General features: G+C 72.7%; 18 protein-coding genes. 5 read left to right on the top strand and 13 right to left on the bottom strand.

The window, feature by feature from the left end; all coding sequences use genetic code 11:
- The 9 genes from E4P40_RS09440 to E4P40_RS09400 form a co-directional block, all read right to left on the bottom strand.
- Positions 1-819 (bottom strand): alpha/beta fold hydrolase, encoded by an 819-nt coding sequence (locus E4P40_RS09440; RefSeq protein WP_135158419.1) that lies wholly within the window; start codon positions 817-819, stop codon positions 1-3.
- Positions 816-1,661 (bottom strand): formate/nitrite transporter family protein, encoded by an 846-nt coding sequence (locus E4P40_RS09435; RefSeq protein WP_135158418.1) that lies wholly within the window; start codon positions 1,659-1,661, stop codon positions 816-818. The genes E4P40_RS09440 and E4P40_RS09435 overlap by 4 nt, the downstream gene beginning before the upstream one ends.
- Before the next feature lie 73 nt (positions 1,662-1,734).
- Positions 1,735-2,577, bottom strand: a complete 843-nt coding sequence (locus E4P40_RS09430; protein ID WP_135158417.1) for an HAD hydrolase-like protein — start codon at positions 2,575-2,577, stop codon at positions 1,735-1,737.
- On the bottom strand, positions 2,570-4,048 hold the full coding sequence (locus E4P40_RS09425) for a biotin carboxyl carrier protein (RefSeq protein WP_245160231.1): 1,479 nt from the start codon (positions 4,046-4,048) through the stop codon (positions 2,570-2,572). Before E4P40_RS09425 ends, E4P40_RS09430 begins: the two co-directional genes overlap by 8 nt.
- Positions 4,048-5,421: a biotin carboxylase N-terminal domain-containing protein gene (locus E4P40_RS09420; protein WP_245160230.1), complete on the bottom strand. Its 1,374-nt coding sequence runs from the start codon at positions 5,419-5,421 to the stop codon at positions 4,048-4,050. Before E4P40_RS09420 ends, E4P40_RS09425 begins: the two co-directional genes overlap by 1 nt.
- Positions 5,414-5,902, bottom strand: a complete 489-nt coding sequence (locus tag E4P40_RS09415) for a biotin/lipoyl-containing protein (protein WP_209305240.1) — start codon at positions 5,900-5,902, stop codon at positions 5,414-5,416. The genes E4P40_RS09420 and E4P40_RS09415 overlap by 8 nt, the downstream gene beginning before the upstream one ends.
- A gap of 5 nt (positions 5,903-5,907) precedes the next feature.
- Positions 5,908-7,008, bottom strand: a complete 1,101-nt coding sequence (locus tag E4P40_RS09410) for a PEP/pyruvate-binding domain-containing protein (RefSeq protein ID WP_245160229.1) — start codon at positions 7,006-7,008, stop codon at positions 5,908-5,910.
- A gap of 11 nt (positions 7,009-7,019) precedes the next feature.
- Positions 7,020-8,828, bottom strand: a complete 1,809-nt coding sequence (locus tag E4P40_RS09405) for a PEP-utilizing enzyme (protein ID WP_135158414.1) — start codon at positions 8,826-8,828, stop codon at positions 7,020-7,022.
- 26 nt (positions 8,829-8,854) lie between these two features.
- The gene (locus E4P40_RS09400; protein ID WP_135158413.1) at positions 8,855-10,867 is read right to left on the bottom strand and encodes an acetoacetate--CoA ligase; all 2,013 of its coding nucleotides are present in this window, start codon (positions 10,865-10,867) and stop codon (positions 8,855-8,857) included.
- Between the two features lie 82 nt (positions 10,868-10,949).
- Here E4P40_RS09400 and E4P40_RS09395 point away from each other — a divergent pair, with 82 nt between their 5' ends.
- Positions 10,950-11,771, top strand: a complete 822-nt coding sequence (locus E4P40_RS09395) for a helix-turn-helix domain-containing protein (RefSeq protein WP_135158412.1) — start codon at positions 10,950-10,952, stop codon at positions 11,769-11,771.
- Positions 11,772-11,808: 37 nt separating this feature from the next.
- Entirely contained in the window at positions 11,809-12,444 is a 636-nt protein-coding gene (locus E4P40_RS09390; RefSeq protein ID WP_135158411.1) for an HAD family hydrolase, read from the top strand.
- A 4-nt stretch (positions 12,445-12,448) separates the two neighbouring features.
- Here the strand turns inward: E4P40_RS09390 and E4P40_RS09385 are convergent, their stop codons facing one another.
- Positions 12,449-13,060: a LysE family translocator gene (locus E4P40_RS09385; RefSeq protein ID WP_135158410.1), complete on the bottom strand. Its 612-nt coding sequence runs from the start codon at positions 13,058-13,060 to the stop codon at positions 12,449-12,451.
- Positions 13,061-13,117: 57 nt separating this feature from the next.
- Here E4P40_RS09385 and E4P40_RS09380 point away from each other — a divergent pair, with 57 nt between their 5' ends.
- Positions 13,118-13,534, top strand: a complete 417-nt coding sequence (locus tag E4P40_RS09380; RefSeq protein WP_135158409.1) for a hypothetical protein — start codon at positions 13,118-13,120, stop codon at positions 13,532-13,534.
- A gap of 7 nt (positions 13,535-13,541) precedes the next feature.
- Here E4P40_RS09380 and E4P40_RS09375 read toward each other — a convergent pair whose 3' ends face one another.
- The gene (locus E4P40_RS09375) at positions 13,542-13,826 is read right to left on the bottom strand and encodes a DUF1905 domain-containing protein (RefSeq protein WP_135158408.1); all 285 of its coding nucleotides are present in this window, start codon (positions 13,824-13,826) and stop codon (positions 13,542-13,544) included.
- A gap of 53 nt (positions 13,827-13,879) precedes the next feature.
- Between E4P40_RS09375 and E4P40_RS09370 the strand changes: the two genes are divergently transcribed.
- Positions 13,880-14,893 carry an NADPH:quinone reductase gene (locus E4P40_RS09370; protein ID WP_135158407.1) on the top strand — a complete coding sequence of 338 codons (1,014 nt, stop codon included), beginning with the start codon at positions 13,880-13,882 and terminating at the stop codon, positions 14,891-14,893.
- A gap of 22 nt (positions 14,894-14,915) precedes the next feature.
- Positions 14,916-15,272, top strand: coding sequence for a LuxR family transcriptional regulator (locus E4P40_RS09365; protein ID WP_135158406.1), 357 nt, complete (start codon positions 14,916-14,918; stop codon positions 15,270-15,272).
- Positions 15,273-15,331: 59 nt separating this feature from the next.
- Here E4P40_RS09365 and E4P40_RS09360 read toward each other — a convergent pair whose 3' ends face one another.
- Together E4P40_RS09360 and E4P40_RS09355 are read right to left on the bottom strand one after the other, a co-directional pair.
- The gene (locus E4P40_RS09360; protein WP_135158405.1) at positions 15,332-16,486 is read right to left on the bottom strand and encodes an acyl-CoA dehydrogenase family protein; all 1,155 of its coding nucleotides are present in this window, start codon (positions 16,484-16,486) and stop codon (positions 15,332-15,334) included.
- The coding region (locus E4P40_RS09355) for a biotin/lipoyl-containing protein (protein WP_348519640.1) at positions 16,486-17,124 on the bottom strand (639 nt) is incomplete at its 5' end. The genes E4P40_RS09355 and E4P40_RS09360, both read right to left, overlap by 1 nt.

The raw sequence follows: 17,124 nt of genomic DNA, 5'->3' as shown, positions 1-17,124 counted from the left end.
TCAGGGCCGTTGGGCCAGCTCGACGACCGCGGCGACCACGGCCTCGCCGTCGAGCAGGACCGCGTCGTTGTGGTCGGCTCCGGGCACCTCGACCAGCCCGTGCAGGCCGGCGGCCGCGGCGGCGACCGCGCGACTCTGCTCCGGCGGGACGATGGAGTCCCGGCCGCCGTACACGACCGTCGTCGGCACCCGCACGCGGGCGACGTGCTCCGCCACCGGGTACCGCTCGCGGAGCAGGGCCCGCACCGGCAGGAAGGGGTAGTGCACCTCCGCGACCGACGCGAGGTCGACGAACGGTGACCGCAGCACCATCCCGGCGGGCGGGTGCTCCGTCGCCAGCTCGGTGACCACTGCCGCTCCCAGGCTCTCCCCGAAGTAGACGAGGCGATCGGCGGGGACTCCGGCCTCCTCGAGGAGGAAGGTCCGGGCCGCGCGGACGTCCAGCGCCAATCCGTCCTCGCTCGGATCGCCGGGGTTGCCGGCGTAGCCGCGGTAGTCGAAGAGGAGCACGGCGAGCCCTTCCTCGCCGAGCGACCGGGCCAACGGCACGCGCATGCCGCGGTGGCCGCCGTTGCCGTTGGCGACCAGCACTCCGGCGGCGTCAGGGCCCGCGCCCGGCAGGTACCAGGCCGCGAGCCGCAGACCGTCCTCGGTCTCGAGCGTGACCTCTCGCGCCCCCGGCAGAACGGCGTCCGCGGTCGCTCGAGGACCGGCGTCGGGCAGGTAGATCAGGCGGCGTTGGAACGCCCACAGGAGACCCACGAGGACAGCGAACAGCAGGAGGACGATCCCCGCCGTCCTCAGCACCGTTCGGGTCATGCGCGCTCGGCAGGCTCCTTGGCCGGCGCGGCAGTCGTATCCGGCTGGTCCCTGAGGAACAGGTACCAGTAGGACGTCGCCACGAAGACGACCGCCCCGACCAGGTTGCCGGCCCCGGCGAGCAGCCAGTTCACGAGGGCGTCGTCCCAGCCCACGCCCGGCGCACCGGCCCAGATGCCGGCCGGGATGAAGAACATGTTCGCGACGACGTGGTCGAAGCCCATCGCCACGAACGCCATCACCGGGAAGAAGACCGCCAGGATCTTCCCCGACACCGTGGTCGCCGCCAGCGACATCCACACCGCCAGGCAGACCAGCCAGTTGCAGCCGACGCCGCGCAGGAACGTCTCCCACGCGGAGTGGCCGGTCTTGCCCTCGTCGATCGACACCAGGCGCTCGTAGGTGAGCAGGGAGCTGCCTTCCGACGCCGCGTCGCCGATCACGTCGGTCTGCACGGCCAGGAAGAAGGCGACGAACAGTGCGCCGACGAGATTGCCCAGCAGGACCAGCGTCAGGTTCTTGGCGACGTCGCCGACGTCGATCTTGCCGCGCATGGCGCTCAGGGGTACGAGCATCATGTTGCCCGTCGCGAGGTCGGAACCCGCGATCAGCACGAGCACCAGGCCGAGGGTGAACGCCGCCCCCATGAAGAGCGTCGGCAACGTCCCCCAGGTGTCCGGGTCCAGCCCCGACGACACCGTGATGGCCACCAGGGCGCCGAACGAGATGTAGGCGCCGGCGAGGAAGGAGCTGACCAGCACCCGGTCCCAGGTGCGATGGGTCTTCTTCGCCCCGGTCTCGGCGGCGACCTGGGCCATCTCTGCTGGTTCACGTGCGGACACGGCGTCCTCCCCGGGTCGGACTGACGGTCGAGGGCGGTAGTGCCCGCAAGGCGACCGGTCCACGCCCGGGATTTCAGCTCCGGAGCAGCCGGGCCAGCTCGCCCACGTCGGGCAGGTCCAGGTGCGGGCGCACCTCGGCCGGCAGGTCGGTGTAGGACTCCGCGTGCCCGATGCCGGTGTGCACGGCCACGGCGAACGCGCCGCCCGCGTGCGCCATCGGTACCTCGAGCTCGGGGTCGTCGCCGACCACCGCCAGCTCCGCGGACGGCACTCCCAGCCGCCGTCCCGCTGTCTGCAGCGCGCTCAGCGACGGCTTGCCGACGACGGTCACCTCGCACCCGGTGATGTCGCGGACGACGGCGCTGATCGCCCGCGACGTGCCCAGCGACCTCCCCTCCGCGGTCGCGAAGAACAGCGACTGCGAGGCGCTGTAGAACTGCGCCCCGTCGAGGACCGCGAACACCGCGGCCTCCAGTGCCTCGAAGGTCAGCTCCTGCCGGTACCAGCCGGCCATCACCGCGTCGCACCGGACGCCGCGGACCGGCGGCAGCGTCTCGATGCCCGCCGCCTCGAGGGGCTCGGTGATCCCCCTGCCGCCCAGGACCATCACCCGCCGGTGACCGCGCTCGAGGAAGACGTCCACCGCGCTGGACGCCGGCGTCAGCGCGTCGTCGGTGAGGACCGGCAGGCCCAGCTGCTGCAGGGCGTCCGCGCACTGTGCCGGCGTCTTCACCGTGCCGTTGGTGAAGACGCAGAACGCGATCGAGCGCTCGTGCAGCGTCTGCACGAGGTCCAGCGCACCCGGCAGCGGTCTCAGCCCCTGGTTGTTGCGATCGCCCAGCACCAGCGTCCCGTCCATGTCGAGGACGAATCCGCGCACTCGATGCAGCCGGTCGACGACGGCGGGGTCAGGCAACGGAGGTCCCTTCGGCGGCGCGGCGGACGGTGATCCTCAGATCCGCCTTGGTGACGGCGAGGTCGTGCACGGAGCGCCGGGAGCCCAGCTCCCCGAGCAGCGTCAGCACGGGGGCGAGCGCAGGGTTGAAGTGCCGCGGCGCGGGACCGGCAGCCAGCATGGCGTCGACCTGCTCCTCCGGCATGTGCGCCCGCAACAGCAGTTCCTCGTCGCTGATCCCCCTCGGGAACCGCGTGCGCAGCTCGGCCGGCGACGGCGGAGGCGGTTCGGCGGCCAGTTCCCGCGCCCGCGGCCGGTCGAGGATGCGGTCCTTCACGGTCGGGTCGATCGGGGCGGTGGGGCGGCCGAAGCTGCCCAGGACGTACCGGATGACCTGGTCGGGCACGGTGGCGTACCGCTCGCCGATCACGTTGAACAGCGCCTGCGAGACCACCATCTGCGGGAACGGCGTGACCATGATCGGGTGGCCCATCTCCGCCCGGACGACGCCGACCTCCTCGACCAGCGCGTCGAACCGGTGCTCCATCCCGATCTCCTGCAGCTGCCGGCGGGTGGTCGTCATGACCCCGCCGGCGATCTGGTGGTGCAGGAAGGCGGCGTCGAAGTCCTGCGGCCGGCCCACCGGCAGCTCGTCGGCCGCTGCCAGCCCGTCGAAGAAGTCGCAGACCAGGCCCAGTGCGCGGTCGTCGACGTCGACGCGGTGCCCCATCTCCCGCAGGTTGGCCACCGTCCGCCGCGCCTCCGGCAGCGACGAGCCGTTCCCCAGGGCACCGCTGCCGACCTGCACGACCTCGACGCCCAGTTCGGGTGCGATGCAGTAGGTGAGGGGCGAGAGCCCGATGGTCGCGTGCGAGTGGAGCTCCAGGGGCTTCCCGCCCAGCTGCGCGACGATGGCCGGCAGCAGCGTCCGGGCCCGCTCGGCGGTGAGGATGCCCGCGGGGTCCTTCACGTAGGCCCGGTCGAAGTGCGGCCACTCCGCCATCTGCCGGGCGAGGTCGGCGTAGAACGGGTCGTCGTGCACCACGCTGATCGTGAAGGTCATCGCGCCGATGACCTCCTCGACGCCGGCCTGCTTCAGCCGCCGGGCGGTCTCGCGGGCGGCGTCCATGTCGTGCATGGGGTCCAGGACGACGACGCGGTCGATGCCGTTGTCGACCAGCCGGTCGTAGACCAGCTGCATCGTGTCCGGGTGGGAGTTCTGCCAGCTGATGAACCGGAAGCCGGTGCCGATGAACTGCAGCTTCGTCGTCGGCATCACGGCCCGGGTCAGCCGCAGCCGTTCCCACGGGTCCTCGCGGTGGTTCCGGACGGCGACGCCCATCGCGGTGCTCGAGCTGTAGTCCAGCGCGCGGAAGCCGACGCGCTCCAGCAGCGGGGCGACCTGCGCGACGTGCGCCGTCCGCAGGCCGGTGGCACCCCACAGGCTCTGGTTGCCGTCGCGCAGCGAGACGTCGACCAGTCCGACGTCCATCAGGAGACCCCCACGAGACGGCCCTCGAGGAACCGCTCGAAGAACGCGGTGTCCACTCCCCCGGCGGCGAACTCCGGATCGGCCAGCAGCGCCTGGTGCACCGGCACGGTCGTCGTCACCCCGTCGATGCGCAGCAGCTCGAGAGCGGCGCGGGCGCGGGCCAGGGCGTCGTCCCGGTCGCGGCCGTGCACGATCAGCTTCGCCAGCAGCGAGTCGTAGTAGGGCGGGACGACGGAGCCGCCCTGCACGTGGGTGTCCACGCGCAGGCCCTCGCCCACCGGCAGGACGACGCGGTCGATCCGGCCCGGGGACGGCCGGAAGCCGTGCGCCCAGTCCTCGGCGTTGATCCGGCACTCCACCGCGTGCCCCGTGAGGACGACGTGCTCCTGCCGTATCCGCAGCGGCAGCCCCTCGGCGACGGCGAGCTGCTCGGCCACCAGGTCGAGGCCGGTGACCAGCTCGGTGACCGGGTGCTCGACCTGGATGCGGGCGTTCATCTCCAGGAAGTAGAAGGTGCCCCGCTCGCGGTCGACCAGCAGTTCGACGGTGCCCAGCCCGCGGTAGTGCAGGTGCTCCGCGAGGGCGAGGGCCGCGGCGGCCATGTCGGCACGCAGCGGGTCGGGCAGCAGCGGCGCCGGCGCCTCCTCGAACAGCTTCTGGTACCGGCGCTGGACGGAGCAGTCGCGGTCCCCGAGCGCGACTGCCTGCGAGCCGTCGCCCAGCACCTGCACCTCGACATGTCGACCTGACGACACGAAGCGCTCCAGGTAGACCCGGGGGTCGCCGAACGCGGCGGCGGCCTCGGAGACGGCCAGGTCGAGGGTGTGGGCGAGGTCGTCGGGCCCGTGCACCAGCTTCATGCCGCGGCCGCCACCGCCGCCGACGGCCTTCACCAGCAGTGGATACCCGACCTCGCCCGCCACCGCCCGCGCCTGCGCGAGGTCCGCCGCCTCGCCGCCGGGGACGACGGGCAGCCCGGCGGCCAGGGCGTGCGACCGGGCGGTCAGCTTGTCCCCCACCGCCTCCAGCGACTCCGGCGACGGGCCCACGAAGACGATCCCCGCCGCGGCGCACGCGCGCGCCAGCGACGGGTTCTCCGAGAGGAAGCCGTACCCGGGGTGCACGGCGTCGGCGTCCACGGCCTGCGCCGCCCGCACGACGGCGGCCGGATCGAGGTAGCTCTGCGCCGCGGCGGCCGGGCCGAGCCGGACGACCCGGTCGGCCAGTCGCGCGGGCAGCGAGTCGAGGTCGGCGTCGGAGGCGGCCAGCACCGACTCGACACCCAGCCGCGTGCACGTGCGGATGATCCGGGCGGCGATCTCGCCCCGGTTGGCGATCAGCAGCCGCCGGATGCGCCGCACCCTGCTAGCCACCCGCCCCACCACCCCCGACCGGCTCCACGACCAGCAGCACCGCATCGGCCTCGGCGAACTCGCCGTTGCCGAGGCGGAACTCCACCACGGTGCCCCGGACGCCTGCGTGCACGGGCGTCATCATCTTCATGGTCTCGACGATCCCGACGACGGTCTCGGCGTCCACCCGGTCCCCGACGTCCACGAACGGCGGAGCACCGGGCTGCGGCGCCCGGTAGAACGTGCCGAGCAGGGGCGGGTGCACCGCGACGAGCCCCTCGCCGACCTCGGCGACCGCAGCAGGAGCCTCCCCGGCCACCGCAGGCGCCGCCGCCTGCTCCACGTGCGGCGCCCGCCGCACCTGCTGCTCGGCGGTCCATCCGGCGGCGCCCTCCCGGCGGACGGTGAGGGTCAGGTCCGCGAGCTCCAGGTGCAGCTCGGCCAGGCCGCTGGAGTCGAGGACCCGCAGGACGTCGCGGACGTCGTCGGGGGTCAGCTCCATCCCGCTCAGCTCCCGGAGACGCCCGGGCGCTTGCCACCCAGCAGGTTGAACACGTGGTCGAACGGGCGCGCGGCCGGGGCGGCCGTGCGGGCCTTGTCCCTGTCGGCTGCCTCCTTCTCCCCCCAGACCGTCTCCGGCCGGCTCTGCAGCAGGAAGACGTTCTCGCCGGCCGGTGCGGTCTCCGCAACCGCCCACTCGATGTCCTGCGGGCAGCCGTAGTGCGACTCGACCTGCCGGGCGACCGCGACGAGCTCGGCGATCTCCTCGTCGGAAATCGAGGGCTGGTCCCGCAACTCCCCCGGCACGTCCGTCTCCACCACGCCGTGGCCGGACGGGTCCGGCCGGTGCCAGCGGGTCTTCGTCGCCACGGTCCGCTTGATCTCGCCGGTCACCTTGCTGACCACGAACGAGTCCGGCGTGACGTCGCCGCTGACGACGGCCGAGCCCAGGCCCCAGCTGGCGTCGATCGCGACCACGGACTTGTCACCGCTCGACGGGCTGCGGGTGAACATGACCCCCGAGCTGCGGGCGCCCACCATCCGCTGGACGACGACGGCCATCCCGAGATCGGTCTCCGGGATGCCGCGACGCAGCCGGTAGGTCACCGACTCGACGCTGTAGAGGCTCGCCCAGCACCGGCGCACGTGCTCCAGCACCGAGTCGGCGCCGCGCACCCACAGGTAGGTGTCCTGGAGCCCGGCGAAGCTGGCCTCCGCGCTGTCCTCGCTGGTGGCGCTCGAGCGGACGGCGACCGGCAGGGTGCGGTCGCCGCACTCGTCGCACAGCGCGGCATACGCCGCCGCGACGGCCTCCGCGACCTCGTCCGGCGGCGGCGCGGACTCCAGGACCGCCCGGATCTCCGCCGTCGCGGCGGCCAGCCCGTCGGCGTCCGCCGGATCGAGCGCGGCCACCCGGGCCGGGATCGGCTCGCCGTCGACGGTCAGGTGCTCGACGGTCTGCCGGAAGGCCGCCGTCGTCACCGCGAAGCCCGTCGGCACGCGGATGCCGGCGCGCATGAGCTCGCCGAGGCTGGCTCCCTTCCCGCCGACGGTCGCGACGTCGCCCAGGCCGACGTCGCGGAAGTGCAGGACCGAGCGGGTGGCCATGAGCGTTCCCATCAGCTCAGCACGGTGACGACGCCGCGGTCGCCGTCGACACGGACCCGGTCACCGGTCTTGATCCGGGCGGTGGCCATGCCGGTGCCGACGACGGCCGGCATGCCGTACTCGCGGGCCACGATCGCCGCGTGCGACATGGTTCCGCCGATGTCGGAGACGGCCGCGGCGATCTTGCCGAACACCGGCCCCCAGCTGGGCGCGGTGACCGGGCAGACCAGGACCTCGCCCTCGCGGATCTGGCCGATGTCGTTGACGTTGAGCAGCACCCGCGCCACACCCTCGACCACCCCGGGGGAGGCCGCGTAGCCGCGCACGGTGGACTCGTCGTCGTCCTCACCGCCGAGCCACGTCTCGATCGTCTCCTGCGTGATGCCCCAGAGCATCTTCACCGCGGGGTCGTTGAGGGCCTCGGGGACCGCGCCCAGCGCGGGCGGCGGCGACCAGCCCGACAGCGCCTCCACGATCCGCTTGCGCTCGGCGACGATCGGCTGCCAGTGCCGGGCGCCGAGCTCGGTGCCACCAGAGGCCCAGGCCAGCATCACGTCGGCGAGTGCGTCCTCGACCTCCACGTGTCGCAGGTGGAAGACGTCGTCGGCCTCGAGCAGGACGCCGCGCTCGGCCAGCAGCGCCCCGAACGCGCGGATCTTCTGGAAGAACCGGGTGGTGAACCAGTGCTCGCAGTAGAACTTGTGCGACTCGATGTAGGGGAAGACCATCCGGCAGACGCCGAGCATCTGGTCGAACGCGGCCCGCTCGTCCTCGGTGTCGAGCAGCCCCCGGTACTCGGTGGCGATGCGGTCGCGCTCCTCGGCCAGCCGTTCGGTCGGGCGGGTGAGGTCCTCGCCGGCCGCGATCTGCTCGACGTAGCGCGGCAGCGCCGCGAAGGGCACGGTCAGGTCGTCGGCCCAGGACAGGTGGTGGTGGTAGAAGCCGTCGCCGACCGAGACGTTGAACCACGGGTCCTTGGCCGCCTCGAGCGCGGCCAGCCAGCGGGCGCCGGCGGCACCGCGCTCGCCGAGCGAGGAGAGCACCTTGGTCGGGTCGGCGCCCTCGACGAACAGGTCGGCGAGGTCGAGCTCGACGGCCAGCGCCGCGAGCTTCTTCAACTCGTCGTCCGGCCGGTACATGGTCACGTCCATGCCGGCGACCATCCGGGCCACCATCTGGTCGCCCATCTCCGGGAAGGCCTGCTTGCAGAACTCGAAGAAGACGACGTACGCGCCGTAGCCGAGCATCAGGAGCTCGGTGTGGTGGTGCCACATCTTCGAGTAGAGGTCGATGCAGCGGTGGAAGTTCTCGCGGACGTAGTGGTTGGAGGCGATCCCGCGCCCGCCGGTGACCACCTCGAGGGGATCGAGCTCACCGAGCTCGGGCACCTCGACGGCCTCGATGTCGGCGATGAGCGCCTCGATGCGCTGCTGCCACTCGCCGTAGATCCGGTCCCAGTTCCCGTAGTAGTGACCGGCCCGCTCCTGGAAGGCCGCGAACCGCTTCCCCTGCTCCGCCTCGTCGAGCACCGGGTTGGCGGTGATGTAGACCCGCCCGTTGAGGATGCGGTACTCGATGCCCATGGTCGTCGGGAACGAGAACAGCCGCGCGGTGTTGGCGCCGATCGCGGTGTAGGGGATCTCGGAGGTGACGCCGTCGAAGGCCGGGATGACCTCCGGGAAGTGCATCGAGTTGTAGAACCAGAAGCGCTGGTCGTCCTCGGGCTGGAAGCGGGAGAAGTACGGGTACATCGCCTCCCAGTCCTCGGCGCCGGGGACGGGCTCGATCTGGGACGGCAGGGGGAACGAGCGGTCGGTCATGGTTCTCCTCGACGGTGAGGTGGAGCTCAGAGGGTGTAGTCGGACTGCGTGCGGGCGTACTCGACGAAGTCGGCCAGCGCCGCGGGGTCTGCCATGGCGTTGGGATCGGCGACGGCCGCGGGGTCGGCGCCGAGCAGGAGCCGGCGGACCGGGATCTCCATCTTCTTTCCGCTCCGGGTCAGCGGGATGCTGCCGACGGCGACGATCCGGTCGGGCACGTGCCGCGGCGTGTACTCCTCCCGGAGCCTGCGGCGCAGTCGCGCCGTCAGCTCCTCGTCCAGCACCGCGCCCGGGGCGAGGGAGACGAACAGCGGCATGAAGAAGCCGCCGCCGGGCAGGTCGAGGTTGACGATCAGTGCGCCGAGGACGGCGGGGTCGTCCTCGACGACGCGGTAGATCTCCGCCGTGCCGATCCGCACGCCCTGCCGGTTCAGCACGGCGTCGGACCGGCCGCGCACGAAGCAGCCGCCGCGCTCGTTGAGCTCGAAGAAGTCCCCGTGCCGCCAGACGCCCGGGAAGGTCTCGAAGTAGCTGCCGCGGTACCGCGAGCCGTCGTCGTCCCCCCAGAAGAACAGGGGCATCGACGGCATCGGCTGGGTGATCACCAGTTCACCCACCTGGCCGACGACGGGCTGCCCTGCGTCGTCCCAGGCCTCGGCAGCGACGCCGAGCGAGCGGGCCTGGATCTCCCCGGCGCGGACCGGCAGCGTCGGCACGCCGCCGACGAAGCCGGTGCAGCAGTCGGTGCCGCCGCTCCCGGTGGCGATCCAGAGGTCGGCCTTGACGTCGTCGTAGAACCATGTCGTGATCGCCGGCGAGACCGGCGACCCGGCCGGCATGACGATCTCCAGCGCGGCGAGGTCGAAGCGTTCCCTCGGCACGACGCCGGCCTTCTGCATCAGCTCGACGAAGGTGGGACTCGCACCGAACAGGCGGGCGCGGCTGTCCTGCGCCGTGCGCCAGAGGATGTCGACGTCGGGGTGGCTCGGATTGCCGTCGTAGAGCACCGGGACGACGCCGAGCAGCAGCATGCTGACGCAGAAGTTCCACATCATCCAGCCGGTGGTGGTGAAGAAGAACGCGCGGTCTCCCTCGCGGAGGTCGAGGTGGAACGCCTGCAGCTTGAACTGCTCGAGCAGGATCCCGCCGTGGCCGTGCACGATCGCCTTCGGCAGGCCCGTCGTGCCGGAGGAGAACAGCACCCACAGCGGGTGGTCGAAGGGCACCTGCTCGCAGACGAACTCCCCGGCCGGCACCGACGGCCCGGCCAGCACGTCCTCCCACGGTGTCCCGGGCGCCTCGAGGCCCAGGACCGGGACCTGCACGACCTCCCGCAGGCTCGGCAGACCGGCGACGAGCTCGGCGGCCTCACCGCGGCGGTCGAAGTCCCGGCCGCCGTAGCGGTAGCCGTCGGCCGTGAACAGGACGGCGGGCTCGAGCTGGCCCAGCCGGTCCAGGGCCCCCCGGGAGCCGAAGTCGGGCGACACGCTGGCCCAGACGCCGCCCACGCTCGCCGTCGCCACCATCGCGACGACCGCCTCCGGCACGTTCGGCAGGTAGGCGACGACCCGCTCCCCCGGTCGGACGCCCTGTTCGCGCAGGTGGGTGGCGACGGCGCGGACCTGTCGGGTGAACTCCTCCCACGGCAGCTCGCGCAGCGGCGTCGCCTCGCCGACCGCCAGCAGCGCCGGCTGACCGGGCCGCTCCTGGCGGAGCACGTGTTCGGCGAAGTTCAGCCGGGCACCGGGGAACCAGCGGGCACCAGGCATGGCGCGGTCCGCCAGGACGGCGGTGTGCGGGGCCGACGAGCGCACGTCGAAGTAGTCCCAGACCGCCTGCCAGAAGGCCTCGAGCTCGGTGGTCGACCAGGCCCACAGATCCGCGTACTCGGGGAAGGGCCGGCCGGTGCGCTGCTCCGCGAAACGGGTGAAGTCGGCCAGGCGGGTCTGCCGCGCGCGCTCGGGGGACGGGGTCCACAGCAGGTCGCCCTCCCGCACCGCCCCGGAGGTCGCGGTGCCGTCCGCCAGCGACGAGGCCATGGGGAACAGTGGCGCAGGGCGAGTGTGACGAGCAACACTGTTCGCGGCGGATTTCACGGGGTGAAAAGCGGCAGGTGGCAGTGTGCGGGATTACCGGGTCAAGACGATCGAGTCCCTGGCGCGCGGGCTCGACGTCCTCCGGATCCTCCAGGACGTGCGCGCGGCCAGCCTGCACGACCTGCACCTGGCCACCGGCATCCCGAAGCCCACGCTGACCCGCATCCTGTACACCGCGCACCAGCACGGACTGGTCTGGCAGCGGATGGTCGACGGCGCCTTCCTCCCGAGCCACACGCTGCAGCGGCGGGTCGAGACCGACGACGACGAATGGCTGGTCGAGATCGCCTCGCCGGTGCTCGGCGAGCTGTCCGAGCGCCTCCAGTGGCCCTCGGTCTTCTCGGTGCCACGACTGGACTACATGGAGACGCTCGAGACCAACAGCTCGCGCACCTACTTCGACGCCCTGCCGCCGCGGCCGCACGGCTTCCGGGTGAACATGCTCGGTTCGGCGTCCGGACGGGCCTACCTGGCGTTCTGCCCGGACCAGGAGCTCGAGGCCGTGCTGGCCCGCCTGCGCCTGAAGAAGGACCCCGCGTTCCGGCTGGCCCACGACGACGACGCCGTCCGGCGGATGGTCGAGACGACCCGCCGCCGGGGCTACAGCGTGCGCGCACCGGACTTCGGCGGCGACCACGACCGGCCCCGGTCCGAGGCCGACGACGGACGGGAGTCCATCGCGATGCCGGTCCGCGTGGACGGCCGGGTCGTGGGCTGCATCAACCTCACCTGGCGCCGGCAGGCGCTGTCGGTGCGGACGGCGGTGCAGCGCCACCTCGAGGACCTGCGGACCGCCGTCGCCACCGTCGAGGAGCGGGCCAGGGCGGCCGGGCTCGGGCACGGCTGAGGTTTCCGCCCGACCCCTGCGCCGGTAAGTAGGCGGGATGGCGCCGACGGTGGTCTTCGACCTCGACAGGGTCCTGCTCGGCGGGGACGCCTCCACGCTCTTCCTCCACGGCCGCCTCCGGAAGGCCCCGGCCCGCGGAATCCCGCTGCTGCTGGCGATGCCGCTGCTCGCCGTCCTCGCCGCCTTCCCGCGGCTGCGCCCCCTGGGGGCGCGCATCATGACCCGGATCGCGGTGGGTGGCCGCTCGGCGTCCGACGTCGAGGTGGTGGCCGAGGCCTATGGCGAGGCCCTGACGCGGAAGCCGGAGGCGGCGGTCGCGGAGGCGATGGCCGCCGTCGCCCGGCACCGCCGGGACGGCGACACCGTCGTGATCGCGACCGGCTGCGAGGAGACCCTCGCCCGCGGCTTCCTGGCCGCGATCGGCCTCGGCGACCTCGACGTGATCGGCTCCAGGGCGATGCCGCCCCAGCACGCGCTCGGGGAGTCGAAGGTGTCGCTGCTCGAGGAGCGCGGCTACCCCCCGCCGTGGGCCGCGGTCTACAGCGACAGCGCATCCGACCTGCCCCTCTTCGCCGGCACGCCCCGGCCGGTGCTGGTCAACGCCGACGATAAGGCGGCGCGGAAGGTCGAGCGGGCGCTGGGCCGCCGTCCCGAGACGATCACCTGGCGGTGACGGCTCAGCGGTCGGTCAGCGCCAGCCGCGCGCCGAGCGCCACGAACGCGCCGGCGAAACCCCGCCTGATCCAGTCCATCACCCTGGGCCGGGACACGACCTTGTCGCGGACGGCGGCGGCGCAGAGTCCGTACCCGACGAAGACCACGAGCGTGGCGAACATGAACACGGCGCTGAGCAGGAGCATCCGGCCCAGCACGCCGGGTTCATCGACAGGGACGAACTGCGGCAGGAACGCGAAGAAGAAGATCGTCAGCTTGGGGTTGAGGATGTTCACCAGGACGCCGGAGACGACGAGCCGGCGGGCCGAGCGCTGCGTTGCCTCCTCCTCGACCGGAAGGGCGCCCCTGTCCCGCAGCGTGCTCCACGCCATGTAGATCAGGTATCCCACACCCGCGTACTTGAGGAGCTGGAACGCCAGGGCGCTGGTGTGCAGGAGTGCCGCCAGGCCGGTGAGCGCCGCAACCATGTGGGGCACGATCCCCAGCGTGCAGCCCACGGCGGCGACGACGCTCGCCCGCCGACCGCGGCCCAGTCCGGTCGCGACCGTGTAGAGGACACCCGTGCCCGGAGTCGCGACCACGACCAGCGTGGTCACCAGGAACTCGACGCTCACGGTGTCCTCCCTCGGTGGTGGCGCAGCGTACTGACGCGGCGTCGATAGCCTGCCTCCGTGGGGCGCTTCGGGAAGTTCGCGTACAGCGCCGGCCGGTGGAGCCGCGGAGGCCCGACCGCCGTCCCGTTCCTGCTGCTCGACGTGCACGACAGCGACATCGCCACGGTCGACTACCGCCTCGCCGACGCCTCGGGAGGTCGCTTCTTCCTCGGCTACGAACCCAGGATCTACTTCGACGAGCCCGACGGCGCCGACCCCGTCGACACCCGGGCCGAGGCCGAGGGTTTCGCCCGGTGGGCGCGCGAGGCGCAGGAGACGGACGTCGACCCGGCCGAGGTGCAGGAGCTGATGGCCGCCGCGGACGGCGCGCCGCCGACGGACGAGGTCGTCGAGGAGACGGTCGACAAGCTGCTCGCGCTCGCCGGACTGCCCGCGCTCGAGTGGCCCACCGACGACGACGCTCCCGCCGGCTGAGCGGGGGTCAGGACAACCGCTGCCGCAGCTGCACGGTCACCTCGTCCCCGGCCAGGCCCTTGCCGATGGCCCGGCAGATCGCCGCGCGCAGCGGCAGCCAGTGCGGCCCGGCGCCGGACGGCATGAGCGTCGCGGCGAACTCGTGGCCGTCGATCGTGCCGCCCACCTTCACCGCCCGTTGGGTGCCCAGGACCTCGGCGGAGTCGGGAACGGTCAGGAAGGTGGCGAACGCGCCGTCCTTCTCGATCGGCGCGGTGAACGTCAGATCCAGCTGCTGGGGCGAGGTGGTCACGTCGGGATGACTCCCCGCCTGCCGGTTCTCATCGCCGGGGGTAGAACGAGCGGGTGCGAGCCATCTCCTACCGCGAGCCCGGCGGCCCCGACGTCCTGCAGCTGGTCGACCGCCCCGTGCCGGAGCCGGGGCCCGGGGAGGTCCGCGTCCGCGTCGCCTTCTCGGGGGTCAACCCGACCGACTGGAAGTCGCGCACCCGGAATCCGCCCGGACCCGACGGGCAGATCCCCAACCAGGACGGCGCCGGGACCGTCGACGCCGTCGGCCAGGGCGTCGACCCGGTGCCGGTGGGCGAGCGCGTCTGGATCTGGGAGGCGGCCTGGCAGCGGCCCTTCGGCACGGCAGCCGAGTACACCGTCGTCCCCGCGCGGCAGACCGTGCTGCTGGGGCCCGAGGCGTCCTTCGAGCTCGGCGCGGCGCTGCCCATCCCGTTCCTGACCGCGCACCGCTGCCTGACCGTCGCCGAGTCGCTGCCCGACCGCATGGGACCCGGCTCCCTGAACGGACGGACCGTCCTCGTGCAGGGCGGTGCCGGCGCGGTCGGCAACGCCGCCATCCAGCTCGCGCGCTGGGCCGACGCGACGGTCATCGCCACGGTCAGCAGCCCGGCGAAGGCGCAGCTCGCCGCGGCCGCCGGCGCGGACCACGTCGTGAACTACCGGCAGCAGGACGTCGTCACCGAGGTCGGCAAGATCGCGCCCCAGGGGGTGGACGCGATCGTCGAGGTCTCCGCTGCGGTGAACGCCGCGGTCGATGCCCGGGTGATCGCCCTGCACGGCTCCGTCGCGATGTACGCCGACGACGGCGGCGCCGAGGTGACGGTGCCGGTGCGGCTGCAGATGACCGCGAACGCCCGCTGGCAGTTCGTGCTGATCTACACCGAGCCGGCGAGGGCCAAGGAGATCGCCGTCGAGGACGTCAATGCAGCCGTCCTGGACGGCGCGATCCGGGTCGGCCGGGAGGCGGGACTCCCGCTGCACGTGTTCCCGCTGGAGCAGACTGCGCAGGCTCACCAGGCGGTGCAGGACGGCGCCGTCGGCAAGGTGCTGATCGACGTCACCGCCTGAGCGAGGTGCCTAGGCTGCGGCCATGAGCCCCGACCCGGGTGTGGTGGACGTGCAGGCGCTCGAGGAGGAGCTGACGCAGCGGGCCGGCACCGAACGCTCGGGACGTGCCGCCCGGACGCTGCCGCACCCGGTCGACGGGCTGCGGCAGACGGTGGTCGCCCTCCGCGGTGGCGCGGCGCTGGGCGAGCACGAGAGCCCCGGCCCCGCGAGCCTGCTCGTCCTGCGCGGCCGCGTCCGGCTGGTCGCCGGCGAGGAGGTCTTCGCCCTGGGGACTCACGAGTTCGCCCCGCTCCCGGACCGGCGGCACAGCCTGCACGCCGACGAGGACAGCGTCGTCCTGCTCAGCATCGCCGTCTCGGACCGCGCGCCCCTGACCTAGCGGCCCCCTGCAGGGTCCCGACGCGAGCGTGCGAGTGGCGGGGGGCAGGGGGTCCCTTCTCAGCCGACGCCGAGGTCGCGGGCGATCAGCATCCGCTGCACCTCGCTGGTGCCCTCGCCGATCTCCAGGATCTTCGCGTCGCGGTAGAAGCGCGCGACCGGGAACTCGTTCATGAAGCCGTACCCACCGTGCACCTGGGTGGCGTAGCGGGCGTTGTCCATGGCGACCTCGGAGCTGTACAGCTTCGCGATCGACGCCTCGCGCTTGAACGGCTCGCCGCGCAGCATCTTCTCGGCGGCCCGGTAGTACGCCAGCCGCGCGGTGGAGGCCCGCACCTCCATGTCGGCGATCATGAACTGGATCGCCTGGTTGCGGCCGATCGGCTGCCCGAACGCCTCCCGCTGCGCCGCGTACTTGACCGACTCGTCGACGCAGCCCTGTGCCAGCCCGACCGACAGCGCCGAGATCGCGATCCGGCCCTCGTCGAGGATCGAGAGGAACTGCGCGTAGCCGCGGCCCCGCTCCCCCACCAGGTTCTCCTCCGGCACGCGGACGTCGGTGAACGACAGCTCGCGGGTGTCCGAGGCGTTCCAGCCGACCTTCGAGTACCGCTGCCCGACCGCGAAGCCCGGCGTCCCCGACGGGACGATGATCGCCGAGATCTCCTTGTGCCCGTCCGGCCGCGTGCCGGTCACCGCGGTGACGGTGACCAGTCGGGTCAGGTCTGTGCCGGCATTCGTGATGAAGGCCTTCGACCCGTTGATGACCCAGTGCCCGTCCTCGAGCCGGGCCGTCGTCTTCGTCGCGCCGGCGTCCGAGCCGCCGCCCGGCTCGGTCAGCCCGAACGCGCCGAGCGCCTCGCCCGAGCACAGCCGCGGCAGCCACTCCTGCTTCTGTTCCTCGGTGCCGAAACGGAAGATCGGCATCGCCCCGAGGGAGACTCCGGCCTCGACCGTGATGGCCATCGAGCTGTCCACGCGGGCCAGTTCCTCGAGGACGACGCACAGGTCGAAGTACGTCCCGCCGGCGCCGCCGTACTCCTCCGGGAACGGCAGGCCGAACAGGCCGAGCTCCCCCATCTGCCGCACGATCGCGGTCGGGAACTCGTCGCGCTCGTAGAACCCGCCGATCTGCGGGGCGATCACCTCGTGCGCGAACTCCTGCACGGTCTTGCGCAGGGCCTCGGTCTCGGCGTCGAGCCGGTAGTCCAACATCAGTTCTCCGTCTGCTCAGGAGCGGTCGCCGACGGGGTCACCACGGCCAGCCGCTCGTCCAGCGCGACCGTCTGGCCCGCTGTCGCTCCGAGCTCGGTGACCGTCCCCGCGAGGGGGGCGGTCAGCACGTGCTCCATCTTCATCGCCTCGACGACGAGCAGCGGGGTCCCCGCCTCGACCTCGTCGCCGACTGCTGCGCGCACCACCGTCACCGTGCCGGGCATCGGCGAGGTGACCACCCCTCCGGCGGTCGCCCCCTCGGCGTGGGCGGTGAGCCGCTCCTGCTCGCGCAGTGCGGTCACCCGGCCGTCGGCGGCCAGCCAGACCGTGCCGCCCTCGTGCTGGAGGAAGTACGACATGGTCAGCCCGTCGAGGCTCACGGTCAGGCGGTCGCCGTCCCGGGTCGCCCGGGCCGCCACCGGCTCGCCGTCCCCGACGCGCACCTCCGCCGCCGGCGACCGGCCGCGCAGCCGCACCTCCACGACGTCGCCACCGGTGGCCTGCAGGCGCCGGACCGTCCACGCCGGCTCGCCGAGCCGCCATCCGTCGGGCACGTCCCACCGGTCCACCACCGGACCGGCCGGCTCCGCCTCGATCAGCAGCGCCAGCGCCGCGGCCGCATAGACGTGCGGCGGCGG

Source organism: Blastococcus sp. CT_GayMR20 (assembly GCF_004570345.1).
This window is presented reverse-complemented; position numbering and strand designations above follow the sequence as displayed.

Excerpts from the sequence above, each read along its gene's own strand:
- E4P40_RS09360 (WP_135158405.1), bottom strand. The coding sequence starts at position 16,486 with ATGTTGGACTACCGGCTCGACGCCGAGACCGAGGCCCTGCGCAAGACC.
- E4P40_RS09400 (WP_135158413.1), bottom strand. The coding sequence starts at position 10,867 with ATGGCCTCGTCGCTGGCGGACGGCACCGCGACCTCCGGGGCGGTGCGG.
- E4P40_RS09415 (WP_209305240.1), bottom strand. The coding sequence starts at position 5,902 with ATGGAGCTGACCCCCGACGACGTCCGCGACGTCCTGCGGGTCCTCGAC.
- E4P40_RS09365 (WP_135158406.1), top strand. The coding sequence starts at position 14,916 with ATGAGCCCCGACCCGGGTGTGGTGGACGTGCAGGCGCTCGAGGAGGAG.
- E4P40_RS09410 (WP_245160229.1), bottom strand. The coding sequence starts at position 7,008 with ATGGCCACCCGCTCGGTCCTGCACTTCCGCGACGTCGGCCTGGGCGAC.
- E4P40_RS09390 (WP_135158411.1), top strand. The coding sequence starts at position 11,809 with ATGGCGCCGACGGTGGTCTTCGACCTCGACAGGGTCCTGCTCGGCGGG.
- E4P40_RS09405 (WP_135158414.1), bottom strand. The coding sequence starts at position 8,828 with ATGACCGACCGCTCGTTCCCCCTGCCGTCCCAGATCGAGCCCGTCCCC.
- E4P40_RS09425 (WP_245160231.1), bottom strand. The coding sequence starts at position 4,048 with ATGGACGTCGGACTGGTCGACGTCTCGCTGCGCGACGGCAACCAGAGC.
- E4P40_RS09440 (WP_135158419.1), bottom strand. The coding sequence starts at position 819 with ATGACCCGAACGGTGCTGAGGACGGCGGGGATCGTCCTCCTGCTGTTC.